We start from the raw sequence: 23,461 nt of genomic DNA on the forward strand, positions 1-23,461 counted from the left end.
ACGCCGCGCTCCCGGAAGAGCTGGGAGGCCGCGGCGACCGCGCGCCTGCGGTTCTCCATCGCTTGTGCTTGCGAAACGCGACTCATCGCTCACCTGCCGACGTTAGATACTGAAGTACATCTATCGTACGTGAAGTGCCGACCGGCCGTCGCCTCCGCTTTCCGTACGTGGACTCTTTCTGTACGGCTCTTTCTCGCCGCCACAAGGCGAGGAGCTCGTGGGCCCGCACCCGGACCGGAAGCGGCTTCCGATCGTGCGATGCCTTCGTCGAGCGGTCGGGGGGTGACGCCGCCTGGAGGCGGCTCGCGTTGCACCGGGAGTGTGTGCGGGGTGCGGGCCTCCGCGGGGGTTTCGTTCGCCGTGCCCGCGTCGGCGGCAGTACATGAAAACGCGTCCAGGATGACCATGCGCCAGAAAGGTCGTCCATCCGAACCTGGTCGGCGGCCGGCCCTGGTGCCTGCATGTACGTCGTGCGTCTCCGGCCGCGGGCGTGGGTGGCCGCATCGGGAGACCGTTGACTGGACGCCTTTAGATACCTATCGTAATCTAAAGCGGGTTCGACGCATTGGCCCCCTACTCATCCGCCACCAGAAATGAGATCCACCCCCATGACCACGCAGAACAAGACCGCCGTCGTCACCGGCGCGTCCGCCGGCCTGGGTGCCGCCTACGCGCAGCGGCTTGCCGACCGGGGCCACGACCTGATCCTGGTGGCGCGGAACACCGCGCGGCTGGAGGCACTGGCGTCGGACATCCGCGGCCGCACGGGCCGCGCGGTGGACATCATCGCCGCCGACCTCACCGACGTGGCACAGATCTCCGTGGTCGAGGAGCGTCTGCGGTCCGACGAGAGCATCGAGGTGCTGGTCAACAATGCCGGCGCTGCGCTGCTCACGCCGCTGACAGGCTCCGACGCGGCGGCCTACGAGGCGTTGATCAACCTCAACGTGACCTCGCTGACCAGGCTGACCATCGCGGTCCTGCCGGGGCTGACGGCCCGCGGGCGTGGCACGGTCGTGAACATCTCCTCTGCCATGGCTCTCAACATCCTGCCCGTCAGCGCCGTCTACAGCGGCACCAAGAGCTACGTGCTGACGTTCACCCAGGCCCTGCAGCAGGAACTCGCCGAGAGCCCCGTCAGGGTGCAGGCCGTGCTGCCGGGCGCTGTCCGCACGGATATCTGGGACGGCTCCGGTGTCGACCTCGAGACGTTCCCCGACGAGATCGTCATGACCGTGGACGACGCCGTCGACGCGGCGTTCGCCGGCCTCGACGCCGGGGAGCCCGTCAGCATTCTGTCGCTGCCGGATATCAGCGACTGGGAGTCGTTCGAGAAGGCTCGTCAGGCGCTCATCCCGAACCTGTCGCGGCGGGTCCCGGCCGACCGCTACCGCGGCTGACCACCGCTCCCATTCCGGTACGTGAGTCCCTCTGTGACAACGCGCTCGGCGTCCTCGCCCTGTACGAACAGCCGGGGCTCAACACCGCCATGGTGGCGGTCATATGTGCGGCAACCCCGTCCGCGCGCTGACCGACCCGCCACGCGGTCTGCCGCCCACGGTGGAAGGTCACCGAACCCATCCGGCTGGTTGCCGGGTAGGCGCTGCTCGCGGCAGCCCACCACCCGCAGTTCTCTCTCACCCTTTCATTTGAGGAAACATCCATGTTGAACGCCCTGTGGAACCCGATCGTCGCCGGGGAGATCTCCCTGCCGCACCGGCTGGCAATGGCCCCCCTGACGCGGAACCGGTCCACACCGGAGGGTGTGCCGACCGACCTGAACGCCGAGTACTACGCCCAGCGCGCCTCGCACGCCCTCATCATCACCGAGGGCACCCAGCCCTCCGCCGACGGCCAGGGCTACCCCGTGACCCCGGGCATCTACACCGAGGAGCACATGGCCGGCTGGCGCAAGGTCACCGACGCCGTGCACAAGGCCGACGGACGCATCGTCATCCAGCTCATGCACGCCGGACGGATCTCCCACCCCGACAACACCCCCCACCACCGGCAGCCGGTCGCCCCCTCCCCGGTGCGGCCGTCGGGCGAGATGTTCACCGCGTCCGGGCTCCAGGAGATGCCGGTCCCGCGTGAACTGTCCACCGAGGAGGTCGCCGGAACGGTCGACGACTTCCGGCGCGCCGCCGCGGCCGCCATCGCGGCGGGCGCCGACGGCGTCGAGATCCACGGCGCCAACGGCTACCTCGTGCACCAGTTCCTGGCGACCAACACCAACCAGCGCACCGACCAGTACGGCGGCTCCGTCGACAACCGCATCCGCTTCGCCGTCGAGGTCGCCACCGCCGTGGCCGACGAGATCGGCGCCGGCCGCACCGGCATCCGGATCTCCCCCGGCAACCCCTTCAACGACATCGCGGAGAGCGACACCCACGAGCTGTACCCGGCACTCGTGCGCGCCCTCGCCCCGCTCGACCTCGCCTACCTGCACATCGTCCACGGCGGCGACGACGAACCCCTGCACACCCTCCGCAAGCTGTGGCCGAACACCCTGGTCCTCAACCGGGCCGGCACCGACATCGCCACCCGCGCCAAGGACGTCGAAGACGGCGTCGCCGACATCGTCACCGTCGGCACCATGGCGCTCGCCAACCCCGACCTCGTCGAGCGCGTACGCGCCGGCGCGCCGCTGAACACCCCCGATCCCGCCACCTTCTACGGCGGCGACGCGGCCGGCTACACCGACTACCCCACCCTCACTGCCTGACAAACCACGGCGATAGCGGTCCTGGCGGGCCGGTACGTCCAGATGGCCCCATGGAGGTGCCACGTGTCTGATCACGCTGCAGTTGAACTGAGCCCGGAAGCAACCGCGTTCGCGGAATTCTTCGCCGCGATGGTACTTCCCGAGTCCGAACTGGACGCGCTTCGCACCCGGGTGGAAAGCTCCCATCTCATGGCGCGGGAGCCGGAAGGCGTCACCTACCGGGAGGTGGACGCGGGTGGCGTGCCGGGTATCTGGTGCGAACCCGTCGACGCCAACACCGACTACGTCCTCCTGCACGGTCACGCCGGGGGTTCCGTATTTTCGTCGGCGGTCGTCGACCGGAAGCTCGCAGGCCACATCGCCAAGGCCGCCGGGGCCCCCGTACTGGTCATGGACTTCCGGCGGGCACCCGAACACAAGTACCCGGCTCAGGTGGACGACGCCGAGACGGCTTTCAACTGGCTGCTGTCCGAAGGGTATGCGCCGGGAAACATCATCACGATCGGCCACTCGATCGGCGGGTTCATCGCCGTCGCCCTGGCCCTTCGCCTCCGCGACAAGAAGCTGCCCCTGCCCGGCGCCACCGTGTCGATCTCTCCCTGGTGCGACCTCGAGATCGCCAACGAGACCATGGAGACCAACGCCGGGACGGACAAGATACTCAGCAAGGATCTGCTGGCCTTCTTCCGGGATGCCTGGGTCGGCGGCACCGGCATCGAGTTCACCGACACCCGGATCAACCTGAACCGGGCGGATCTGAGCGGTCTGCCCCCGACCCTCGTCTCCTGGGGCACGTACGAGGTCCTGGCCGGCGAGGACGAGGAGTTCGCCGCCCGCGTCAAGGACGCCGGAATCGACACGACCACCGTGGTCGTCCCGGGAGGCCAGCACTCGTACGTCTACGGCGCCGGCCGCGTTCCGGAGGCCGACGCCGCCATCGCACAGATAGGCGCATGGGTCCGCGAGAAGGCGAACATCTGACCGAACCGGCTCGGCAGTCACAACGGGCCACGGTGCCGACGGTGATGACGTCGGCGAGGTCGTCTTCGATGTGTCTGGCGTGGGTGGTGGTGTCCGTGTCCGCCCGGTTGAGGAGCAGTGTCGGCCACGGCTGGGTGGCGAGTCCAGATGCTGGGTCCGTGGTTGCCCTCGTTGATGAAAGCCCGACGCTTGCCCGTCGTCCTCCTGCCGGCCGGCGCTGCCGCCAACTCTTTGGAGTACGTCCGCAATACCATAGAATGGCGAGTCGGAGAAGGGCAACCGGCTCTTCCGGCCGGCGAAGGAGCATGTGCTGTGGTGCGGTACGCAAAGGAGCACAAGGAGGAGACGAGGCGGCGGATCATCGAGACTGCGGGCCGCCGGTTCAAGCAAGACGGTATCGACGGCTCCGGGGTCTCGACGCTCATGAAGGACGCGGGGCTGACCAACGGGGCCTTCTACGCACACTTCGAATCCAAGGACGACCTCGTCGCCACGGCAATCGCCGACCAGTTGAAGGCGCAGGCCGAGAGCGTCGTCGCGCTGGCCGCGCCGGGCCGTGCCGGAATCGAGCAGATTGTGCGCGGGTACCTGTCGCCCTGGCATCGCGACAGCCGCGGCGACGGCTGCCCCAACGCCGCTCTGCTCGACGAACTCGGGCGCTGCACCGACACGACCAGGCAGGCGTACACCGACGGCGTGCTGGTCCTCATAGAGGGCATTGCCGCCCGCATGGCGCCCGAGGCCCCGTCCTCCGCACGGGTGAAGGCGCTCAGCCTCCTCGGCCTGATGGCCGGGACCCTCCAGCTTGCCCGCGCCTTGACCGACAGCCAACTGGCCGATGAACTCCTCGATCAGGGGATCGACAACGCCCTGGCCCTGCTGGACGCCGGGCAGCGCGTCTGACGCACCACATCCCCAGCCCCCGCTGTGGCTCCCGTCCCTTGGCTTGGGACACCCGCCGTACCGGGTTCACCCAGATGGCCGCGTGAGCGAGCATGTCGTGGTCCCCGTCATCCCCGCGTCCCGCAGAAGAGATGAGAAGTGGCTGTGGGAGGCCCGTCGCGGTCCGAGGCGCTGCGGCGTGCGTAGAGCACCTGACGTCCCGGCGCGGCTCCCGGTTCTGCCTCGGCGGCGACGCGCTCGAACAGGGCGCCGCCCGAACGCCGCCCGCTGTGGTTCGCCGATGGGGTTGCCGTGCACGTCGAGGTGCCGGGCGGCGAGGTGGTCGTCGTTCATGTCCACCGCCACCACCCCTCGCGCGAGCGCCGCCTCCAACGGCAGGAGGGGGCGGCGGCGCACTGCTTCTGCGATGCTGGAGTCGGAGCGAGTCCACTAGGACAGTTCGCGCTTGAGGATCTTCCCGGTGGCGGTCATGGGCAGGGCGTCGACGAACTCGACGATGCGCGGGTATTTGTAGCCGGCGAATTGCTCTTTTCCCCAGGCTGTCAGCTCGGCCTCAGTCGTACTGTCGTCGGCCTTCTTGACGACGACGGCCTTGATCTCTTCCCCGTGACTTGGGTGCGGAACTCCGATGACGGCGGCCAGAGAGACCGCGGGGTGCTCCATGAGCACCTCCTCGAGCTCGCGCGGGTAGACGTTGAACCCGCCGCGAATGATCATGTCCTTGGACCGGTCGACGACGAAGTAGAAGCCTTCCGCGTCCTTGCGAGCCAGATCTCCGGTGCGGAACCATCCTTGGTTGATGGCCTCCGAGGTGGCCTCGGGGCGCTTGTAGTAGCCCTTCATGATGTTGTAGCCCTTGATCGCGATCTCCCCGACCGCGCCGGGGTCGTCCTCCACATCCGACCAGTCGTCGTTGATGAGCTTCATCTGGACCCCGGCGATGGGCCGGCCGATCGATCCGACTCGGGGCTCCTCGCCGTACGTGGCGAATGACGCGATGGCCACCGTCTCCGAGAGCCCGTAGCCCTCGAGGATCGTCACACCGAAGCGTTTCTTGAACTCCTGGTGGATCTTCGCGGGAAGCGCGGAACCACCGGACACGGCGATGCGCAGGTTGGCGGCCAGTCGGGCGACGTCGACGCTGTCGTCGAGTGCCTCGAGCAGGCCCCAGTACATGGTCGGTACGCCGCCGAAGAACGTCACGGCATGGTCGAGCATGAGCTCCAGCGCCTCATGGGCGGAGAACCTTGCCTGCAGGACGAGTGTGCCGCCGAACCCGATGGCGCCGTTCTGGACGACCATCTGGCCGAAGGCATGGAAGAGCGGAAGGACGCACAGGTAGACGTCGGGTGTCGCGGGGTCCGACTCGAAGAGCCGGACACCGGCTCGGGCGATGTCGTACACGTTCCGGTGTCTGAGTTCTGCGCCCTTGGGCTGCCCGGTGGTACCGGATGTGTAGAGGATGACCGCGGTGTCGTCGTCGGCACGCTCGACCGTCTCGAAGGTCTCTGGCTGCCCGGCGACAGCGGCGGCAAAGATCTGGTCCGGGGTGACGCCGTCCACAGACGCGCCGCTGCCGATGAGGAAGAAGTGCGCGGCCCGGTCGGCGGCCTGAAAGGCCGACCATGCCTCGCGCCCGATCGGGAGTTCTGGACTGCCTTCGAAGGCGAAGTACGCCGTCGCGTCCGAGTCGTTGAGGTGGTAGGCGACCTCCCGCGCCTTGAGGAGTACGTTCAACGGCACGACGACCGCGCCGGCCTTGAGGATCCCGAAGTAGATCGTCGTGAACTGCGGGATGTTCGCGCAGGACAGGGCGACCTTCTCGCCAGGGCGGATGCCGCGCTCGGTCAGCAGGTTCGCCACCCGGTTCGAAGCCGCGTCGAGTTCCGCGTAGGAGATCCGATCGCCACCGAAGACGATCGCCGTGCGCGCCGGGTGTTCCGACGCGGTGCGGGTCAGCAGACCGGACACGTTCCGGGTCGGACTCGTCATCAATGGCTCCTGGTCCGTGCATAGTCGGGGCACCGCGTTGTTGCTGACATCAGGTGGTGAGAAAGTCGTCGCCCTCACGCCCGTCGAGGCGTCCGAGGATGCTCTGGACGGTGCGATCCCGCGCCAGGCCGGAGTCCAGGGCGGGTGCGATGATGCCGCGGATCCTCGATACCACTGTCCATCTGCGCGGCCGGAAGACCCGCACATCGCGGCGGCACAGGCCCTCGACGATGGCTTGCGCCGCTTGCTCGGGGCCGATGCGCTTGCGCAGGAACCTCGGTTGGGTGTCGAGCAGCGCCTGGGCTGCTGGATCCTCGTCGACGCTCTGCCGGATCATGTCCGTGTTGATCATCGCGAAGTACGCGGTCGTGACGCTGACGTCATGGGCGGCGAGCTCGACCCTCAGTCCACGGCCAAGCTGCTCGACCGCTGCCTTGCTCATCGCGTACGGGATCGTGCCGGCCCCGTTGACGAAGGCGAACACCGACGAGACCAGGACGAGCCGGCCGCGGTTCTCGATGAGGCCCGCAAGGGCAGCACGGACCGTGTTGAGCACACCCCCGACATTCACGTCGAAGAGTCGGTCGACCACCGGAGGCGATGACGCCCGGAGGGTCACGCCCCGCGCAACCACACCTGCGTTCGCGATCACGATGTCCAGGCGGCCGGCGTCCCTGACGACGGTCTCGACCGCTCGGGTCATGTCGCCGAGGTCGGCCACATCACCGACCAGGTAGGTGACCCGCTCGTCGATCGCCTCGCCCGCGGCCGGACGGTGCAGATCGACCACGAAGACCCGGGCGCCGGCGGCGGTCAGGGATCGCGCGGTCGCCGCGCCCAGGCCCCGGCCGCCGCCAGTGACGAGGGCGACCTTTCCGGCGATCGACCGGTCGGATCTCTCAGCCATTGAGGAACTCCAGAACCTCGGGGACGAACTCCCGGTGGTACTGGAAGACGCCGCCGTGCCCGGCGTTCGGATAGATCTTCAGCCGGGCGTTCGGGATCCGGCGAGCCATGTCGGCCGAGTTGCTGCTGGCCACCATGAGGTCGTGATCACCGTTGGCGACGAAGACCGGCTGGGTGATCACCGAGAGGTCGTCGGGTGCGTGCAGTCCGGCCGCGCGGATGGCCTTCAGCTGCGCGCGTCGAGCCTGCAGGGAGATTTTCTCGTCGCGATTCCGGGTGCGTTCCTTGAGCCGGGCGAGGTAGTCCTTCGCGGCCCGCTTGCCCTCGGCGTCGCGCGGGAAGAACAGGAATGTCCTGGCGTCCTTCAGGGTGAGCGCGGACTTGACGTACGCCTTGACCGCAACCTTGTTGATCTCCTTGATGCCGCCGCCTCCGCGGGGACCGGTCCCGGCCAGGATGATCCGGCGCACGAGCTCGGGTGCCTGCAGGGCCACCATCTGTGCGACTCCACCGCCGAGCGAGAACCCGAAGAGGTCGACCTCCTCGAGTCCCATCGCACGGATGAAGGCGACGGCGTCGCGGCCCATCTCCTCGACGTCGGGCGGCACGGATCCTCCGGACCCGCCGACCCCGCGGTTGTCGAACGTGATCACCCGGTGGCGGGCAGCGATGCCGTCGATGATCCTCGGGTCCCAGTCATCAAGGACAGCCATCAGGTGGTGCAGGAACACCACCGGAACACCACCGACCGGACCGAGCTCGCGGTAGGCGAACGGCACCCCGCCGACATCGATCGTGCGCGTAGGTGCGTCGATCCACTTCATGCTCTTTGTCGTCTTCATCTGGCCTCCCCGGATACGGCGCGAGGACCGCGGCTCCGCGCAGTTACATTACGATCGTTCTTCTTACGATCGTAATAGATACACGTCGGAATGGGGCGGCGGCAAGGGCCCTGCACCCACGGATCCACCGGCTTGATTCAGGAGCGATCGTTCCGGGGTCGTTCGAGTGGTCTTGCGGTTGATCTGCGGTTCGGGTAGCCGGTGTCCGCCGGTCTGCCCGGCTCTTCCACATGTCCACACGCCTCGGGCCCCTTCGGGCGGGTTGGGCGGAGCGCGTCCTGCGGTCGGTGGCGCGGGTGAGGTTGTGGGCCAGGGCGGCGGCGAGGGTGAGCCAGGCGGCATTCGCCTGGAGGTGCCCGTACGGCGCGTGTGCGAACGTGCTGTTCTCGATGTCCGCGATCCTTGCCGACGCAAAGCCTGTTCTCTGAAGTGCCCCGCAGCAGGACGGTGGCCCGGCATCTGCGGTGCGTCCGGACGGCGGGCTGAAGCCGACGGCAGTCGTCAGTCAAATTACCGATGACGCGCCACGAAAGGGGCGGCAGCATGGGGGTGCCGACACTTGGTCGTGCGGCGCGGCGACACCGGTTGGTCTCCTCGCTGCCCGACCTGCTCTGCAGGGCCGGCCTCACCGAAGCGACGGGGGCCGACGGTACTCGAAGGGGAGTCGGGGAACGGGTGTGTGAGCACCGGCTTCGCGCCGGTGTTCACACACCTGCGGGTCACTGCTGCGCTTCGAGCTTCTCGACGATCGTGTCGGCGATCTCTGCCAGCAGGGCGGTCTGGCCCGGGGTCATGTGGTCCAGGAACAGGCGCCGCACATCTGCGACGTGCTGGGGCGCTGCCGTCTCCAAGGCGGCCCGACCTGTCGGAGTGACCCTGACATAGGCCCCTCGGCCGTCGTCGACGCACTCTTCCCGGTCGACGAGATCTCGCTTGGTCATCCGTGCGATGTGGTGAGAAACCCTGCTCTTCTCCCAGCCCAGCACCTTCGCGAGCTCCAGTACCCGCAACCGGTCGTCGGCGGCACGGGTCAGCTCTGCCAGCACCTTGTAATCGGTCGCGGACAGGCCGAACTGGCTCTGCATCGACCGACCGGCCTGGCTGACCAGCAGGTCGTGCATGCGCAGCAGACCTCGCCATGCCCGTTCCTCGACCGGGGTCAGCCATCGGGGTGATTCCGTCATGAGTCCACCATATGAGAAAGTTGACACTTCAGTCACCTCCGGCCGTCGTGATCTCCCGGACGGCTATACATGACGTGTATACACCCTGTGTATAGTTCCCTCATGGTCACCGCACCCGTATCCCGTCGCGACGCGCCCGCCACCGTCCTCGCCGCGACCGCCGCCTTCGGCCTGCTGCTCGGCTGGGCGACCTACCGCCTGCACGGGACCCCCTGGTTGGAGCGGGCGACCAACTCGGTGTCCACCTGGATCATCTGGACGGCCGTGGCCGGAGCGCTGATCCGTGTCCGGCGGCTCGCCGTCTGGGGCGGGGCGCTGATGATGCTCGCCACCTGCGGTGGCTACTACGCGGCGTCCACGCTCGGCGACACGTTCGGGACCGGCGCTCTCGGAACCGCCGCTGTCTGGTCGGCGGCGGGACTGACGGGAGGGCCGCTGCTGGGCTGGGCCGGGTGGACGGTGCGGCGCGGACAGGGAGATGTCGTCCGGGCGGTGGCCGGCGCGGTGATAGCGATGGTGGTACTGGGGGAGGCGCTCTGGCTGGGTCTGGCGCTCCACTACCGGGGAGAGGCGGTCGTCTTCCTGGTCGTCGGCGCGCTGCTCACCGCTTCCCTGACCGCCTGTCTGGCCCGCGCCGGGGTGCGCCGCTACTGGCTGTGCGCCGTGCTCGCCCCCGTGGGCGGTCTCGCGTTCTGTCTCGCGGAAAAGGGCATCCTCGACGGCCTGCTCGGATCGGTGTGAGTCGGTTCGACTCCGCACCGGATCCGATGTGTTCGTCGTAGCCGGTGGTTGACGGCCGGGCCGCGAGGAGAGTCACCGCGGCCGTACGCCCGCCCTGTTCGGAGTCCGGGTCAGTGCGCCAGGGGTGCGAGCTGTCGCCATTCGGCAAGGGGAAGTCCGTGGCCTCTGCCGATGGCGTGCAGGGCCACATGGGTGGCGCCGGCGTCGTGATGGGCCCTGATCCGTTCGCCGATGGTGTCGACGTCCCCCCAGGCCACGACGGCGTCGATGAGACGGTTGCTGCCGCCGTCGGACAGGTCGTCCTCGCTGAAGCCCTGCCGGAGCAGGCTCTTGGCGTAGTGCCCCATGCGGATGAAGGGGGAGAGGAAACCGCGAGCCGCCTCCCGGGCGCGCTCGGGGTCGGCATCGACCACGACCGCCTGGTAGGGGGCGAGCGCGGGGCCGGAACCCAGGACGGCTCGGGCGCCGGCGATGAACTCCGGGCTGACCAGGAAGGGATGGGTTCCCGCGCTGCGCCGCCCCGCCAGTTCGGTGAGCTTGGGCCCCATGGCGGCGACCACGCGCTCATCGACCGGAACGGGTTCCCTCGCCTGATCGAGAGCGTCGAGGTAGCTGTCGAGCGCCGCGAGGGGGCGGTGGGTTCCGCCGGCGTGCTGCGCGGCGGCGGCGTCGCTGACACCGAGGCCGAGGAGGAGTCGATGGCCGTACTCCTGGCGGAGCCGCGCGTGGCCCTCGGCCATCTCGGCGGCCGGGTGGCGCCAGATGCTGAGCACTCCGGTCGCGACGGTGGTGTTCCCTGTTGCCCGCAGCAGCCGTTCCGCGTCGCCCAGGATGTCGCCGCCGCCGAGGCCGGGGATCCACAGAGCGCCCCAGCCGTGCTGGTCCAGCTCGGCCGCAGCCTCGTGGATCTCCACAGGGTCGTGGTGCAGACGCAGTTCCGGGCTCCAGATTCCGGTCTTGCCGATGTACATCGCGAGCTCCTCTTCCACCTACCACAACGGTCCGGTCACCCTAGCCGCCAGCTGGATGATGTAACAACTAAAAAGCGGCGTCCGCACGGTGTGGACGAGCTGTCGAACCCTTCATGCGCAAGGGGAGGCCTTCGTCACGTGGATGACATGTCAATTAGATAGCGTAAAGTGCGTGAAACCCGTTAAGCGTGTACGGAGGTAATGCAGTGCCAAGTGCTGTGGTGATGTCGGAGGCCGGCTCGCCCGACGTTCTGCGATGGGCTGAGGTCCCGCTGCCGGAACCGTCCGGAGGGCAGATCAGGATCAAGGTGGAGGCCGCGGGGGTCGGGCCGACGGATCTGGCCATCCGTTCCGGCCGTCTGAAGGCCTTCCCCCTGCCGTCGCCTGCCGTGCTGGGCTTCGAGGTGGCAGGCACCGTCGATGCCGTGGGTGCGGGAGTCGAGGGCGTCCGGGCCGGTGACGAGGTCGCGGCTCTGATGTTCCAGCTGGGAGGGTATGCGCAGTACGCGCTCGCCTCCATGTGGACGCGTAAGGCCGCATCCGTCTCCTGGGCTGACGCGGCCGCGCTGCCCAGCTCCGCCGAGGCTGCGGTGGGAGTGCTGCGCCGGCTGGCCGTCCGGCCGGGGGAGACGCTGCTGCTGTTCGGGGGCGGAGGCTCCGTCGGCGTCATCGCCACGCAGCTGGCCGTTGCCCGCGGAGTGAAAGTGATCAGCGCGGTCGGTGAACACGACGACGCCCTCGTCCGGGAACTCGGTGCAACGCCCGTGCGTTACGGTCCCGGCGTCGTCGAGGCGGTGCGGAAACTGGGCGGCGTGCAGGCCGTGTTCGACGCGGCGGGCAAGGGCGTCCTGGCCGACGCGATCGCGTCGGCCGGCGGCCCCGAGCGGGTGATCACGCTCTCCGATCCGGCCGCCGCGGACTTCGGGGTGACGTTGTCGCAGCCGTCGGTGGACCGGGCGCCCGGTGCCCTCGACGAGGCGATGGCTCTGCTCGCCGCGGGGCGGCTACGGCTGCGAGCGCACACGACCCTGCCGATGCGAGACGCCGCCGAGGCCCATCGCCGGCTGGAAAGCGGCAGTGAGCATCGGCGCGTCATCCTCACCACCGCGTAGGCGCAGCGGTCGAGCGGTCATCTCACGTGGCGGGCGTAGGCGCGCAGTTCTTCCACGAAGACACCGGGCTGCTCGAACGCCGCGAAGTGCCCGCCGGCCGCGATGTCGTCGTTGAAGTAGACGAGGTTGTCATAGGCCTTCTCGGCCCATGCTCTCGGCGTGCGCACCAGTTCGCGGGGGAAGACACTGACTCCCACCGGGAGGTCCAGTCGCGTCAGTTCATGGTTGTCCCGGTAGAACTCCCAGTAGAGCCGCGCGGAGGACGCGCCGGTTCCCGTGAGCCAGTACAGGGTGATGTCGTCCAGCATGCGGTCGTAGCCGAGAACGTGCTCGGGGTGGTGGTCGCTGTCCGTCCAGTCGATGAACTTCTCGAAGATCCAACTCGCCTGACCCGCAGGCGAGTCGACGAGCCCGTAACCGACCGTCTGGGGGCGGGTGGCCTGCTCCTGGAAGTACCCGGCGTACTGCCGGGCGAAGAGCTGCTGCTCGGCGATGGCCGTCTGCTCCTCCGGAGTGCTGTCGCCGAGAGCCGTGTTGGTCAGCATGAACTCGGGCAGGTTGAGGTGCACGCCGATCAGGCCCGACGGGCGTTGCTTGCCCATCTGCGTGGTGACGGCCCCGCCCCAGTCACCGCCCTGGGCGATGTAGCGGCGGTAGCCCAGTCGTTCCATGAGCGTGCCCCAGGCGGTGGCGATCCGCGACGGATCCCAACCGGACTGCGCGGGAAGGTCGGAGAACCCGTGGCCCGGCATGGAGGGGATGACCACGTGGAACGCGTCGTCCGCGGCTCCGCCGTACCGCGTCGGATCGGTGAGGGGGCCGATGGTGTCGAGGAACTCGACGAACGATCCGGGCCAGCCGTGGTTGAGGATCACCGGCAGGGCGTTACGGTGCCTGGATCTGACGTGCACGAAGTGAATGCCCAGCCCGTCGATGCGGGTGCGGTACTGCCCGACCGCGTTGAGCCGGGACTCGAAAGCGCGCCAGTCGTACCGCGTGCGCCAGTGGTCGAGCAGGTCCCGCAACCGGTCGAGCGGCACGCCCTGGGAGACGTCGTCCACTGTCTCCCGCTCGGGGAAACGGACGGTGCGCAGGCGCTGGTCCAGGTCGTCGAGAGCGCTCTGCGGCACGTGCAGGCGCAAGCGCTCCGGATCAGGTCCGGCCGGTGGGAGGCGGAAACCCGCGACCTCCGCCACGCGGGCCGGCCCGGGAACGGGACGGCGGGAGAGCGGGAGTCCCGACACCGCTCCCACGGCCGCGGCCGAGCGCAGGAAACCCCGGCGGGACTCCTCCTGCTGCGATGACTGGGACGGGACGCGCTGTGCTGGTTCGAGCAAGGCTTCTCCTGCGCTGGATCCGGGCGGTGCATGCGAGAGCATAGGAGCCATACGGATGATGTTTCAACTAGATGGCTGACCGTCGTATGATCGGGAAGTGCTCAATGCATGCTGAAAGCCCTTGTTGGCTGATGGTTTGTAGTCTCCCGTGCCAGCGAGGTGGGCGTCGCACCTCTTCGTTCGGTTGACATTTCATCTACACGGGCTACGGTGACGAAAGCTTCGGGGGCTTCCTCCTGCGGCCTCGTCGCTGCCTTACTCCTCGAAAGGGACACAGTCCTCATGTCGTTCGACAATGAAAAGATCATCCGGAACGCCTACCAGGTGGCGGAAGACCAGGACCTCCCCGGCTGGATCGACTGCTTCACCGAGGACGGAACCTTCACCGACCAGTCGGTGGGCATCACCTACCGCGGCGCCGAGGTGGCGGACCCGGTGCGCAACTACGCCCAGGCCTTCCCCGACATGCACCGCGAGCTCTACGACGTGTACGTGCACGGCAACATCGTTGTCGTCGAGCTGTCCCTCAACGGAACCCACCGGGGTGAACTGACCCTCCCCATGGGGTCGATCCGTGCGACCGGCAACACCATTCAGGTGCCGTGCTGCGACGTGTTCCGACTGCGCGAGGGCAAGATCGAGTCCTTCAACTGCTACCCCTCCGGCACCGTCCTCATGGGGCAGCTCGGGGTGCTGAACAACCTTGAGGCCGCGCTCACCCACTGAGCCGCGCCTTGACCGTGCCGGTGCGTCAAGCAGGTGGAGTTCTGCCCCGTCAGCGACGCCTCTTTCGGCACCGCGTCCTACGAGGAGTTCGCCGAGGGCCTCTGCGGGCGAGCCAGGAGAACCTGGCGGGCCTGCTGCCGACGCTGATCATCACCGCGGCTCTGCAGGCCGGCTGACGGAGTCGACGGGCTGTTCACCGTCCGTCGGCGTCCCGCGGCCGCTCGACGCCCCCCTCTTTCCCTCCGCGTGTCACCGGCCTGTGTCCTGTGGCCCGCCATATGAGACCGGAGCCACTTCATGCATTCGTCGCGCCACCCGGAAGCACCGGCCGGTACGGCCGCCTTCCAGCCCTCCCGCCGCAACCTGCTGCGCACCGCAACCGTCGCCGGACTGGCCACAGCCGTACCGGCCGTCCTCGGCACCGGCCCGGCCTCCGCCGAGGACGGCCTGCCGGGCCCGCTCTCCCTGCCGCAGGCGACGGAGGAGACAACGCCGTTGCGCCTGCACGTACCGGAGGCACACCTGAAGGACCTGCGGCAGCGGCTGGCCCGGGTACGCCTGCCCGAGCGGGAGACGGTCACCGACGCTTCGCAGGGCGTCCAACTCGACAGGCTCACCAGCCTGCTGAGGTACTGGAGCACCCAGTACGACTGGCGCAGGCTGGAGCGGAGGATCAATGCCCTCGGGCAGTACCGGACCCGTATCGACGGCCTGGGCATCCACTTCCTGCACGTGCGCAGCCGGCATGCGGACGCCACTCCGCTGATCCTCACCCATGGCTGGCCCGGCTCCTTCGTGGAGTTCCTGAAGGCGATCGGTCCGCTGACCGACCCCACGGCGTACGGCGGCACCGCGCAGGACGCCTTCCACGTGGTCATTCCGTCCCTGCCGGGCTTCGGTCTCTCGGACCGGCCCACCTCGACCGGCTGGACCACGGCGCGTATCGCGGCCGCCTGGGCCGAGCTCATGGAGCGCCTCGGGTACACCCGCTACATCGCCCAGGGCGGCGACTGGGGCGGCGGCGTCACCACCCAGCTCGGCAAGCTGCGCCCCAAGGGCCTGCTGGGCGTGGAGCTCAACTTCCCGGAGTACACCTTCGCCCCGCCGGTCTCCGCGAACCCCTCCGCGGAGGAGCAGAGGGCACTCGCCGAGATCCAGGCGTTCTCCGCCCAGTACTCCGGCTACTTCCAGGAGCAGTCCACGCGTCCGCAGACCATCGGCTACGCCCTGGCGGACTCTCCGTCGGGACAGGCTGCCTGGATCTACGAGAAGTTCCTCGACTGGACCGACAACACCGGTCGGCCGCAGGGTGTCCTGACCCGCGACGACATGCTGGACAACATCACCCTGTACTGGCTCACCGACACGGCGGCGTCCTCGGCCAGGCTCTACTGGCAGAACTACGGCGCCTCGGGTCTGACCACCCTCGACCTGCCGGTCGGCCTGAGCGTGTTCCCGCACGAACTGGTCCGCAGCCCGAAGGTGTGGGCCGAGCGCGCGTACAGCGACCTGGTCTATTTCAACGACCGGATTCCCGCCGGCGGCCACTTCGCGGCGTTCGAGCAGCCGCTGCTGTTCGCCCAGGAAGTCCGGAAGTTCGCCCGGCTGATCAAGTGAAAGGCCGCGTCCCGCCTTCTTCCGGGCGGTGACGCCGCCGGTGATCGCACATCGACCCATGGTGGTTCGGATCACGGACCACCCGAGCAAGGAGTACCGAGATGGGACAGCTCAGCGGAAAGACGGCCGTCATCACGGGCGGCACCAGCGGGATCGGCCTGGCCACCGCACAGCGATTCGCCCAGGAAGGCGCCCGGGTCTACGTGACCGGTCGTCGCAAGGAGGCCCTGGACGAGGCCGTCGCCATGATCGGCGGCGACGTGACCGCAGTACAGGCCGACAGTGCCGACCTCGCTGACCTGGAGCGCCTGTACGCCACCGTGGAAGCGGCCGGCGACCGTATCGACGTCCTCTTCGCCAACGCCGGCGGCGGTGAGTTCGCCACCCTGGAACAGGTCACCGAAGAACACTTCGACGCGACCTTCGGCACCAACGTCAAGGGCACCCTCTTCACCGTCCAGAAAGCCTTGCCCCACCTCAACGACGGTGCCTCCGTCATCCTCACCGGCTCCACCGCCGCCACCGTCGGCAACGAGGCCTTCGGCGTCTACGGCGCGTCCAAGGCCGCCGTTCGCTCCTTCGCCCGTACCTGGGCCAACGAACTGCGCACCCGCGCCATCCGCGTCAACACCATCGCCCCGGGCCCCATCACCACACCCGGTCTCAACAATCTCGCCCCGACCGCGGAAGAGGCCACTCAGCTCCGTGACCACCTCGCCACCACCGTCCCCCTCGGCCGTATGGGACAGCCCGAGGAAGTCGCCGGCCTCGCTCTCTTCCTCGCCACCGACCAGTCCAGCTACATCACCGGCACCGAGATCTTCATCGACGGCGGCGCCAACCAGATCTGACCCACAAACCCGAGCTTGCCGGTGAAAGAGGACGTCATGGGCATCCACTCCGCGTCGGCCACGCTCGCACCACCAGAGGCGGGAGGCGCCCCGGTCGGCGGGTGGCCCGCGGTGGCAGCCGTCGCCGCCGTGTCGTTCGTCCTCGTCCTCTCCGAGTTCCTCCCCGTCGGCCTCCTCCCGTACATCGGCCACAGCCTCCGGGTCGACACCGGCACGGCGGGACTGGTCGTCGTCGTGCCGGGGCTGGCGGCAGCCGTGGCGGCTCCGCTGCTCACCATGGCCGCCGGTCGGCTCGACCGGCGGCAGGTCCTTCTCGCCCTGGCCACCCTGATCACGGTCTCCGACGCGTTGGCCGCCTTCGCGTCCGGACCCGCGGCCTGGTTCAGAGCGGCGTAGCTGAGATCGGCCTCGAACTGCACACCGGCGATCCGCAGCACCCGAACGCCGTCGGCGGTGGCTGACTTCCCCATGGCCCGCAACAGGGCCGTCTTGCCCACGCCGGGGTCGCCGGACAGCAGCAAGGACCGGCCGGAACCCCTGCGCGTGAAGAATCCCGATATCCGGGCGAGATCCGCCTCTCGCCCCACAAGCTGCTCGACGATATCGCCCGCCAACGGTTCGGCTGAACTCGCCGAGCTCTTCCTCGCATTTCCTGAGGCAATCACGAATGAACCGGGCGTATGAATGGATCCACTGTCTTCCGGCCCAACGCAGTATTAGTGTCACGACTTCGCCTCCCGTTGGTCGGTTCACGTCATGAGGCGCTCTCCGACGTGCTGCGAACGGCCCGTCGGAGAGCGTCTCGGGCCGGTTGCCCGCCGCACCGCCGCGCTGCCGCACCAGCGAAACCGGATAGGGTAATCCGATAGCTAGACTCCCGGTATGACCTCCGGTGACCAGCATCGCGACGCCCCCGCCGCCCCGGCTCTGCGCAGTGACGCCGAGCGCAACCGGGAGCGGATCATCGCCGCGGCGCGTACGGTCTTCGCGCGCGACGGGCTCGACGCCTCCATGGCGTCCGTGGCCCGCGAGGCGGGGGTGGGGATCGCCACCATGTTCCGGCGGTTCCCCACCAAGGCGGAACTGGTCGACGCCGTCTTCATCGACCGCATGGACGCCTACGCCGACGCGGTCACCACGGCCCTCGACGACCCCGACCCGTGGCACGGCTTCGTCGGTTACGTCGAGGACGTCTGCGCGATGCAGGCCGCCGACTACGGCTTCGCCGACGTACTGACCACGTCGTTCCCCGCCGCCAAGGCGCTGGAGCGCCGCCGCAACGAGGCGTACGAGGGCATGGTGGAGCTCATCGGCCGGGCCAAGGCCACCGGCCGCCTGCGTGCGGACTTCGACCCCTCCGACCTGGTGCTGGTCCACATGGCCAACGCCGGCGTCGTCAACGCCACCGGCGACGCCGCTCCCGACGCCTGGCGACGGGTCGTCGCCCTGCTGATCCAGTCCTTCGAGGCCCCGGCCCGCGGCTCCCTGCCCGCCTCGCCCGACCATGACGCCCTCTACAGGGCCATGCTCCGTCCCGGTCCCTCGGGAGCGGCGGCGCCGGACCCCGGCAGGTGACCGACGGGACGGTACCGACGGACAGCCCCACCCGGACGTGGAGACGGAGAGCGTGCCGGTCGACGCCATGTCCGCGAAATTCGTGCTGAAGCCCGAGGACCTCTCGGTGGTCGTCGCCTCCAACCTCAACGCCGACACCCTCTCCGACCTCGGCAGCGCCCTCGCCGGCAGCCTGGGCCTGGCCAACCCGATCGGCGCGGTCGGTAGCGCGGCCCTGATGCTGGAGCACTTCGGCCTGCCCGGGCAGGCGGCCCGCCTGCACCAGGCCATCGAGGCCACGACCGCCGCCGGTGTCCGCACCCGCGACGTCGGCGGCACGGCCACCACCGAGGACGTCACGAAGGCCCTCATCGCCGCCCTCGACGCCTGACGGTCCGGCAGGGTCACCGGCGCGGTCACCGGCCAACGCCTCCTGTCCCGCGCCCGTGCACCCCCGTCGCGTTCCGTCGCTCGGAAAAGGCGACGCCCGTCAGTTCCCCGGAGACGGTCCACGGGCGCACCGCTGCGTCCACGTCCCCGGCACGGGCGCAACGGCCGACCAGGGGGAGGCGTCCCGACTTCGCCGCCGCGCTCAGCCGGATCGGACATGTCCTGGGCTACGGTCGTGGCCGACCGGCCGAGCCGGCACCTGGAGCGCACCGAGGCCGCCGCTCGCACCCCGAGGAGACAGCCGTCTCCGGAACCGTGGAGATCATCGTCTCCGCCCACCGCGCCACCGGACTGCCGTATCACCCCCCCCAAGGGGTTCCGGGGCGCCGCGAGGGTGCGTTCAGCCCGCCGTGACGCGGGCGTTGCCCCGTCGCATCCAGTCCGCGTCCGTGTGCCACATGGGGTGGTGCGGCGCCGCGTTCGAGGTCAGGACGACGCCCTGGAAGCCCCCGGCGAGGCAGCGGTCGACGACGAACTCCGCGAGGTCCTTGCCGACGGCGTCCTCCTCGAAGCGCGTCAGGCGCGGGGTGTATCCGACGACGCCCTCACCGAGGACGGCGGGGACGTCACGGCGGCGGGCGAGGTCGGCGACGGCGTCGACCCACTGGGCCAGCGTCTCCCGCATGGACTGCCGGTGCGCCGGATAGTTCTCGTAGAGCCACAGGTCCCAGCGGTCGGGGTCGACCCAGTCGTGCGCGTAGAAGAGCTCGCGCGGGAGGCCGGTGGCGGCCAGCCGCCAGGGCTCGTCCGGCTGGTAGTCGGCGAAGGCCGGGGCGCCGGGGCGCAGCGTGGCGGCGAGTTCGGGGGTCGGCCAGGTGGCGGTCTCGGGCGCCGCCTCGGTGCCGTGGCCGAGGCCCACCGCCTCGTAAGCGCGCCGAGCACGCCCCGCGCCGACTGGAACCTGCTCGACAGCGACCTGCTGCGCTGGCAGGGCAGCAGCGCGCCCACCGACAGCTTCCTCGGGGATCTCGCCGAGGTCCGCGCGATTGTCGAGCCCGCCGGAGCCCGGCTCGCCGCCACCCGCCGCACCGCGGCCGACCTCGACGCGCTGCGGCAGGCGCTGGACGCGATGGTGGCGGCGGGGGCGGACGCGGACGCGATGGTCGAGGCGGACCTGGCCTTCCACCGCGCCCTGCTGGACGCCGCGCACAACGAACTGCTCAGCCGCATCGAGGTCGTCATCGAGGCCGGTCTGCGGGTGCGCGACCGGATCGTGCACGGCGCGCGGCACTTCTCCGACTCCATCCCCGTGCACCAGGAACTGCTGGACGCGGTCGAGGCGGGCGATCCGGACGCCGCCGTGGCCGCCGTCGAATCCCTCCTGGCGCAGGCGTCCGACGACCTCGCGGCCGTACGCGCGCACCAGGACGCGGCCGGCACCGACCTGCTTCGAAGGAAGTGTCTTGAAGATAACCGCACTTGAGACGTTCCTGGTGGCTCCTCGTTGGCTGTTCCTGCGCGTCGCCACCGACGAGGGAATCACCGGCTGGGGCACGAGCCCGTGATCGAGGGCCGCGCGGACACCGTGCGTGCCGCCGTCCACGAACTCGCCGACCACCTTGTGGGCCGCGATCCGCTGCGCATCGAGGACCACTGGCAGGTGCTCACCAAGGGCGGCTTCTACCGGGGCGGCCCCATCCTGTCCAGTGCTGCCGCCGGCATCGACCAGGCCCTGTGGGACATCGCCGGCAAGACCTACGGCGTCCCCGTGCACCGGCTTCTCGGCGGCCCCGTACGCGACCGCGTCCGGACTCGGCCTGTCCGTGGCGGGCGCCGAGTCCAACGTCGCCATCGGCCTCGCCCGGCTCTGGCACCGGGTGCGCTGGGCCGGCCGGGTCGGCGCCGACGAACTCGGTGCGCTGGTCCTGCGCACGCTGCGCGCCGAGGGCGTCGACATCGGCCACGCCGTCACCGACGGCACCGGCCGCCCCGCGGGACTGCTGCTGACCGGACCCCGGCTGGGCACGCTGACCCGCGTCAGCTACTACCGGGCCGGGTCGGCGGGTTCCGCCGTGTCACCGGCCGACGTACTGCCCGCGTTGGCCCCGGGAACCGGCGTTCTGCACCTCACCGGCATCACCCCCGCGCTCAGCGGGTCGGCAGCCGAGGCCGCCCTGGCGGCCGCCGCCACCGCCCGCGGCGCCGGCATCACGGTGTGCCTCGACGTCAACCACCGCTCCCGGCTGTGGACGGCGGACCGCGCCCGTGCGGCGCTCCGGCCGCTGCTGGCACTGACCGATCTGCTCGTCGCCTCCGAGGACGAGCTCCCGCTGGTCCTGGAACGTCCCGGCGCGAAGGAAGCGGAGGCCGTGCGCGGAGTTCTGGCCGAAGGGGTCGGTGAGGTGGTCGTCAAGCGGGGCGCGCGCGGCGCGACCACGTTCACCGCGGACGGGGCGACCGACCGCGCGGCCCGCCGGGTCGACGCCGTCGATCTGGTCGGCGCGGGCGACGCCTTCGTCGCCGGATACCTGTCCGGGCTGCTGACCGGCGCGGACGTCGAGGCCCGGCTGCACCGGGCCGTCATCACCGCGGCGTTCGCCGTCGCCACCCGGGGTGACTGGGAGGGCCTCCCCACGCGGGACGAACTCGCGCTGTTCGACCAGCCCGACGGCACGACCCTCCGCTGACCCCCGAAGACGGATCACGATCGGGCCCCGCCCGCACCGGTCACCGTCCGGCGGCGGCCTCCTCGGCGATCTGCCCGAACCTGGCGCCCATCGCCTCGGACAGCGCCTGGGCGGCCGACAGCGGACGCACCATCACCGTGAAGTCGTCGATCTTCCCCTCCTCGTCGAAGTGCAGGAAGTCGCAGCCCTGGAGCTTCCGGCCGGCGACCGTCGCCGTGAACACGAAGGCGTGGTCACGGCCGCCGGGGTCGGCGATCTCCCGCACGTAGGCGAAGTCCTCGAACACCTGGGACACCGCACGCAGGATCGCCGCGGTGATCGCCTTGCCCGGGTACGGCTTGAAGGCGACCGGGCTGGTGAAGACGACGTCGTCGGCCAGCAACGCGGCCACCGCGTCCATGTCGCCGTTCTCGACGGCCTCGCGGAAGGGGTGCATCGGTCCACCTCACCTAGTCAAAAAATTGATTAGCTCCGCATGCTAGCGTCTCCTCATGGCTCTGCGGAACGCGGTGATGGCGGCCCTCCTGGAGGGCGAGGCCTCCGGTTACGACCTCGCGAAGGGGTTCGACGCGACGGTGGCCAACTTCTGGACGGCGACGCCGCAACAGCTCTACCGCGAACTGGAGCGGATGGAGGAGGAGGGGCTGGTCACCGCACGCGTCGTCGAGCAGGAACGCCGGCCCAACAAACGGCTCTTCGCGCTGACCGCGGCCGGCCGCGAGGCGGTCTACGCCTATACGGCCGAGCCGCCCGCCCGGCCCGCCGCGGTCCGCGACGAGCTGCTGGTCAAGGTGCAGTGCGCGGACGCCGGCGACCTGGAGGCGGTCCGGGCCGCCGTCGCCGAGCGGATGGAATGGGCCACCACCAAACTGGCCCGCTACGAACGGATCCGGCAGCGCCTGCTCGCCGGACGCTCGGAGGAGGCGTACTTCGCCGAGGCGGAACGCGTCGGCCCCTACCTCACCCTGCTGCGGGGGATGGCCTTCGAGCGGGAGAACCTCCAGTGGGGGGACCTGGCGCTGCGACGGCTGGCGCAACGGGCGAGTGCTTATGGACAACAAAGTGAATAGCTCGGCGGACGAGATACCCCGTCCGCCGAGCTCAGGTCAGCAGGTGGCCACGCCCGGCAGCCACGCCGGGCCCTTGATGTAGATGTTGGTCAGCCACGCGCCGTTGGTCAGCTTGGACCAGGCGTCGTTGGTGTAACCGTCGGCCGTGACCGTCTGCGCGTGCTCCTGGCAGACCACGTTCACCGTCGTCGGCTGCGCGAAGTAGTCGACGACACCGGCGTTCACGTTGGGCTCGTCGTGCGTGCGCACCCCGGTGCCCCAGGTCTGGAACGCCGTGCTGCCCCCGCTCGGCGGCGGCGGGGTGTCCCCGCCGCAGTCCGGGATGCCGGGCAGCTCCGCCGGGCCCTTGATGTAGATGTTGGTCAGCCAGGAACCGTCTGCCAGCTTGGACCAGATGTCGTTGGTGTACCCCTCGGCGGTCACCGTCTCCGCGTGCTCCTGGCACTGCACCGAGACCTGGCTCGGCCCCGCGAAGGTGTCCACGACCGAGGACCGCACGCTCGGTGTGGAGTGCGTCCGCACCCCCGTGCCCCAGGTCTCGAACGTCGAGCCGCCGTCGGCCGGCGGCGGTACCGGGGTGCCGGACGGGTTGATGCGGACGGCGCCCGCGTAGTCGCCGCCGGTGCGCACCGGCGTCACCCGGATGTGCGTACCCGACTCGTACGCCTCCACCATCTGGCCCGCGCCCAGGTACATGGCGACATGGTGGATGTACCCGCTGCCCCAGAACATCAGGTCACCGGGGACCAGGGGAGCCGTGCCCTGGGCCGCCGAGAACCGGGCCGCGGCCTGCGGGCTGTGGTACTGGTCGTCGGCCGTGCCGTTGAGCAGGTCCCTGCCGGTCGCCCGGTAGTAGGCGTACCGCATCAGGC

General features: G+C 69.6%; 24 protein-coding genes and 2 pseudogenes. 15 read left to right on the top strand and 11 right to left on the bottom strand.

Going from position 1 to position 23,461, the window contains the following annotated elements; all coding sequences use genetic code 11:
* Positions 1-86 (bottom strand): annotated as a pseudogene (locus ABZ646_RS14210) (TetR/AcrR family transcriptional regulator); the annotation flags it as partial.
* Between the two features lie 522 nt (positions 87-608).
* Between ABZ646_RS14210 and ABZ646_RS14215 the strand changes: the two are divergent.
* From ABZ646_RS14215 to ABZ646_RS14230, 4 genes are all read left to right on the top strand, one after another.
* Entirely contained in the window at positions 609-1,400 is a 792-nt protein-coding gene (locus tag ABZ646_RS14215; protein WP_360517597.1) for an SDR family oxidoreductase, read from the top strand.
* Between the two features lie 263 nt (positions 1,401-1,663).
* Positions 1,664-2,725, top strand: a complete 1,062-nt coding sequence (locus tag ABZ646_RS14220; RefSeq protein WP_360517600.1) for an alkene reductase — start codon at positions 1,664-1,666, stop codon at positions 2,723-2,725.
* Between the two features lie 63 nt (positions 2,726-2,788).
* The gene (locus tag ABZ646_RS14225; RefSeq protein WP_360517603.1) at positions 2,789-3,706 is read left to right on the top strand and encodes an alpha/beta hydrolase; all 918 of its coding nucleotides are present in this window, start codon (positions 2,789-2,791) and stop codon (positions 3,704-3,706) included.
* Positions 3,707-4,018: 312 nt separating this feature from the next.
* Positions 4,019-4,609 (top strand): TetR/AcrR family transcriptional regulator, encoded by a 591-nt coding sequence (locus ABZ646_RS14230; RefSeq protein ID WP_360517606.1) that lies wholly within the window; start codon positions 4,019-4,021, stop codon positions 4,607-4,609.
* Between the two features lie 429 nt (positions 4,610-5,038).
* Here the strand turns inward: ABZ646_RS14230 and ABZ646_RS14235 are convergent, their stop codons facing one another.
* The 4 genes from ABZ646_RS14235 to ABZ646_RS14250 all read right to left on the bottom strand — a co-directional run bounded on the left by ABZ646_RS14235 (position 5,039) and on the right by ABZ646_RS14250 (position 9,470).
* Positions 5,039-6,601 (bottom strand): long-chain fatty acid--CoA ligase, encoded by a 1,563-nt coding sequence (locus ABZ646_RS14235; protein WP_360517609.1) that lies wholly within the window; start codon positions 6,599-6,601, stop codon positions 5,039-5,041.
* A gap of 49 nt (positions 6,602-6,650) precedes the next feature.
* A complete protein-coding gene (locus tag ABZ646_RS14240; protein ID WP_360517612.1) occupies positions 6,651-7,508 on the bottom strand; it encodes an SDR family NAD(P)-dependent oxidoreductase in 858 nt (285 codons plus the stop codon).
* Entirely contained in the window at positions 7,501-8,349 is an 849-nt protein-coding gene (locus tag ABZ646_RS14245) for an alpha/beta hydrolase (protein ID WP_360517615.1), read from the bottom strand. Before ABZ646_RS14245 ends, ABZ646_RS14240 begins: the two co-directional genes overlap by 8 nt.
* Before the next feature lie 719 nt (positions 8,350-9,068).
* Entirely contained in the window at positions 9,069-9,470 is a 402-nt protein-coding gene (locus tag ABZ646_RS14250) for a MarR family transcriptional regulator (protein ID WP_360517663.1), read from the bottom strand.
* A 165-nt stretch (positions 9,471-9,635) separates the two neighbouring features.
* On the opposite strand from ABZ646_RS14250, the gene ABZ646_RS14255 reads away from it, so the two are divergent.
* Complete coding sequence (locus tag ABZ646_RS14255; protein WP_360517618.1) at positions 9,636-10,274, top strand: DUF6518 family protein; 639 nt, start codon at positions 9,636-9,638, stop codon at positions 10,272-10,274.
* A 110-nt stretch (positions 10,275-10,384) separates the two neighbouring features.
* Here the strand turns inward: ABZ646_RS14255 and ABZ646_RS14260 are convergent, their stop codons facing one another.
* Complete coding sequence (locus tag ABZ646_RS14260; protein ID WP_360517621.1) at positions 10,385-11,245, bottom strand: TIGR03620 family F420-dependent LLM class oxidoreductase; 861 nt, start codon at positions 11,243-11,245, stop codon at positions 10,385-10,387.
* 206 nt (positions 11,246-11,451) lie between these two features.
* Here ABZ646_RS14260 and ABZ646_RS14265 point away from each other — a divergent pair, with 206 nt between their 5' ends.
* On the top strand, positions 11,452-12,357 hold the full coding sequence (locus ABZ646_RS14265) for an NADP-dependent oxidoreductase (RefSeq protein ID WP_360517624.1): 906 nt from the start codon (positions 11,452-11,454) through the stop codon (positions 12,355-12,357).
* A gap of 17 nt (positions 12,358-12,374) precedes the next feature.
* On the opposite strand, the gene ABZ646_RS14270 is transcribed toward ABZ646_RS14265, so the two are convergent.
* Positions 12,375-13,553: an epoxide hydrolase family protein gene (locus tag ABZ646_RS14270; RefSeq protein WP_360517666.1), complete on the bottom strand. Its 1,179-nt coding sequence runs from the start codon at positions 13,551-13,553 to the stop codon at positions 12,375-12,377.
* Between the two features lie 423 nt (positions 13,554-13,976).
* On the opposite strand from ABZ646_RS14270, the gene ABZ646_RS14275 reads away from it, so the two are divergent.
* The 3 genes from ABZ646_RS14275 (at position 13,977) to ABZ646_RS14285 (ending at position 16,888) form a co-directional block, all read left to right on the top strand.
* Complete coding sequence (locus ABZ646_RS14275; RefSeq protein ID WP_360517627.1) at positions 13,977-14,420, top strand: nuclear transport factor 2 family protein; 444 nt, start codon at positions 13,977-13,979, stop codon at positions 14,418-14,420.
* A gap of 297 nt (positions 14,421-14,717) precedes the next feature.
* Positions 14,718-16,037 carry an epoxide hydrolase family protein gene (locus tag ABZ646_RS14280; RefSeq protein WP_360517630.1) on the top strand — a complete coding sequence of 440 codons (1,320 nt, stop codon included), beginning with the start codon at positions 14,718-14,720 and terminating at the stop codon, positions 16,035-16,037.
* A 101-nt stretch (positions 16,038-16,138) separates the two neighbouring features.
* Positions 16,139-16,888, top strand: a complete 750-nt coding sequence (locus ABZ646_RS14285; protein WP_360517633.1) for an SDR family oxidoreductase — start codon at positions 16,139-16,141, stop codon at positions 16,886-16,888.
* Here the strand turns inward: ABZ646_RS14285 and ABZ646_RS14290 are convergent.
* On the bottom strand, positions 16,837-17,553 hold the full coding sequence (locus ABZ646_RS14290) for an ATP-binding protein (RefSeq protein ID WP_360517636.1): 717 nt from the start codon (positions 17,551-17,553) through the stop codon (positions 16,837-16,839). The genes ABZ646_RS14285 and ABZ646_RS14290 overlap by 52 nt on opposite strands.
* Before the next feature lie 217 nt (positions 17,554-17,770).
* Between ABZ646_RS14290 and ABZ646_RS14295 the strand changes: the two genes are divergently transcribed.
* A complete protein-coding gene (locus ABZ646_RS14295) occupies positions 17,771-18,463 on the top strand; it encodes a helix-turn-helix domain-containing protein (protein ID WP_360517639.1) in 693 nt (230 codons plus the stop codon).
* Positions 18,464-18,500: 37 nt separating this feature from the next.
* On the top strand, positions 18,501-18,833 hold the full coding sequence (locus ABZ646_RS14300) for an isocitrate/isopropylmalate family dehydrogenase (RefSeq protein WP_360517642.1): 333 nt from the start codon (positions 18,501-18,503) through the stop codon (positions 18,831-18,833).
* A gap of 399 nt (positions 18,834-19,232) precedes the next feature.
* Here the strand turns inward: ABZ646_RS14300 and ABZ646_RS14305 are convergent, their stop codons facing one another.
* Positions 19,233-19,751 (bottom strand): cellulase-like family protein, encoded by a 519-nt coding sequence (locus ABZ646_RS14305; protein WP_360517645.1) that lies wholly within the window; start codon positions 19,749-19,751, stop codon positions 19,233-19,235.
* Here ABZ646_RS14305 and ABZ646_RS14310 point away from each other — a divergent pair.
* The 3 genes and pseudogenes from ABZ646_RS14310 (at position 19,737) to ABZ646_RS14320 (ending at position 21,519) form a co-directional block, all read left to right on the top strand.
* Positions 19,737-20,315, top strand: coding sequence for an FCD domain-containing protein (locus ABZ646_RS14310; protein ID WP_360517648.1), 579 nt, complete (start codon positions 19,737-19,739; stop codon positions 20,313-20,315). The two genes, ABZ646_RS14305 and ABZ646_RS14310, sit on opposite strands and share 15 nt — an antisense overlap.
* Positions 20,296-20,642, top strand: a pseudogene (locus ABZ646_RS14315) (D-galactonate dehydratase); the annotation flags it as partial. The gene ABZ646_RS14310 and the pseudogene ABZ646_RS14315, both read left to right, overlap by 20 nt.
* A 13-nt stretch (positions 20,643-20,655) precedes the next feature.
* A complete protein-coding gene (locus ABZ646_RS14320; protein WP_360517651.1) occupies positions 20,656-21,519 on the top strand; it encodes a sugar kinase in 864 nt (287 codons plus the stop codon).
* 40 nt (positions 21,520-21,559) lie between these two features.
* Here ABZ646_RS14320 and ABZ646_RS14325 read toward each other — a convergent pair whose 3' ends face one another.
* Positions 21,560-21,955 carry a nuclear transport factor 2 family protein gene (locus ABZ646_RS14325; RefSeq protein ID WP_360517654.1) on the bottom strand — a complete coding sequence of 132 codons (396 nt, stop codon included), beginning with the start codon at positions 21,953-21,955 and terminating at the stop codon, positions 21,560-21,562.
* Positions 21,956-22,010: 55 nt separating this feature from the next.
* On the opposite strand from ABZ646_RS14325, the gene ABZ646_RS14330 reads away from it, so the two are divergent.
* The gene (locus ABZ646_RS14330; protein ID WP_360517657.1) at positions 22,011-22,589 is read left to right on the top strand and encodes a PadR family transcriptional regulator; all 579 of its coding nucleotides are present in this window, start codon (positions 22,011-22,013) and stop codon (positions 22,587-22,589) included.
* 36 nt (positions 22,590-22,625) lie between these two features.
* Here the strand turns inward: ABZ646_RS14330 and ABZ646_RS14335 are convergent, their stop codons facing one another.
* Positions 22,626-23,459, bottom strand: a complete 834-nt coding sequence (locus ABZ646_RS14335; protein WP_360517660.1) for an NlpC/P60 family protein — start codon at positions 23,457-23,459, stop codon at positions 22,626-22,628.
* Between the last annotated feature and the right edge of the window lie 2 nt (positions 23,460-23,461).

Origin of the sequence: Streptomyces sp. NPDC007162, assembly GCF_040634175.1 — a bacterium.
GTDB lineage: Bacteria > Actinomycetota > Actinomycetes > Streptomycetales > Streptomycetaceae > Streptomyces.

Excerpts from the sequence above, each read along its gene's own strand:
- ABZ646_RS14215 (WP_360517597.1), top strand. The coding sequence starts at position 609 with ATGACCACGCAGAACAAGACCGCCGTCGTCACCGGCGCGTCCGCCGGC.
- ABZ646_RS14220 (WP_360517600.1), top strand. The coding sequence starts at position 1,664 with ATGTTGAACGCCCTGTGGAACCCGATCGTCGCCGGGGAGATCTCCCTG.
- ABZ646_RS14235 (WP_360517609.1), bottom strand. The coding sequence starts at position 6,601 with ATGACGAGTCCGACCCGGAACGTGTCCGGTCTGCTGACCCGCACCGCG.
- ABZ646_RS14240 (WP_360517612.1), bottom strand. The coding sequence starts at position 7,508 with ATGGCTGAGAGATCCGACCGGTCGATCGCCGGAAAGGTCGCCCTCGTC.
- ABZ646_RS14245 (WP_360517615.1), bottom strand. The coding sequence starts at position 8,349 with ATGAAGACGACAAAGAGCATGAAGTGGATCGACGCACCTACGCGCACG.
- ABZ646_RS14250 (WP_360517663.1), bottom strand. The coding sequence starts at position 9,470 with ATGCACGACCTGCTGGTCAGCCAGGCCGGTCGGTCGATGCAGAGCCAG.
- ABZ646_RS14255 (WP_360517618.1), top strand. The coding sequence starts at position 9,636 with ATGGTCACCGCACCCGTATCCCGTCGCGACGCGCCCGCCACCGTCCTC.
- ABZ646_RS14260 (WP_360517621.1), bottom strand. The coding sequence starts at position 11,245 with ATGTACATCGGCAAGACCGGAATCTGGAGCCCGGAACTGCGTCTGCAC.
- ABZ646_RS14275 (WP_360517627.1), top strand. The coding sequence starts at position 13,977 with ATGTCGTTCGACAATGAAAAGATCATCCGGAACGCCTACCAGGTGGCG.
- ABZ646_RS14280 (WP_360517630.1), top strand. The coding sequence starts at position 14,718 with ATGCATTCGTCGCGCCACCCGGAAGCACCGGCCGGTACGGCCGCCTTC.
- ABZ646_RS14285 (WP_360517633.1), top strand. The coding sequence starts at position 16,139 with ATGGGACAGCTCAGCGGAAAGACGGCCGTCATCACGGGCGGCACCAGC.
- ABZ646_RS14295 (WP_360517639.1), top strand. The coding sequence starts at position 17,771 with ATGACCTCCGGTGACCAGCATCGCGACGCCCCCGCCGCCCCGGCTCTG.
- ABZ646_RS14325 (WP_360517654.1), bottom strand. The coding sequence starts at position 21,955 with ATGCACCCCTTCCGCGAGGCCGTCGAGAACGGCGACATGGACGCGGTG.
- ABZ646_RS14330 (WP_360517657.1), top strand. The coding sequence starts at position 22,011 with ATGGCTCTGCGGAACGCGGTGATGGCGGCCCTCCTGGAGGGCGAGGCC.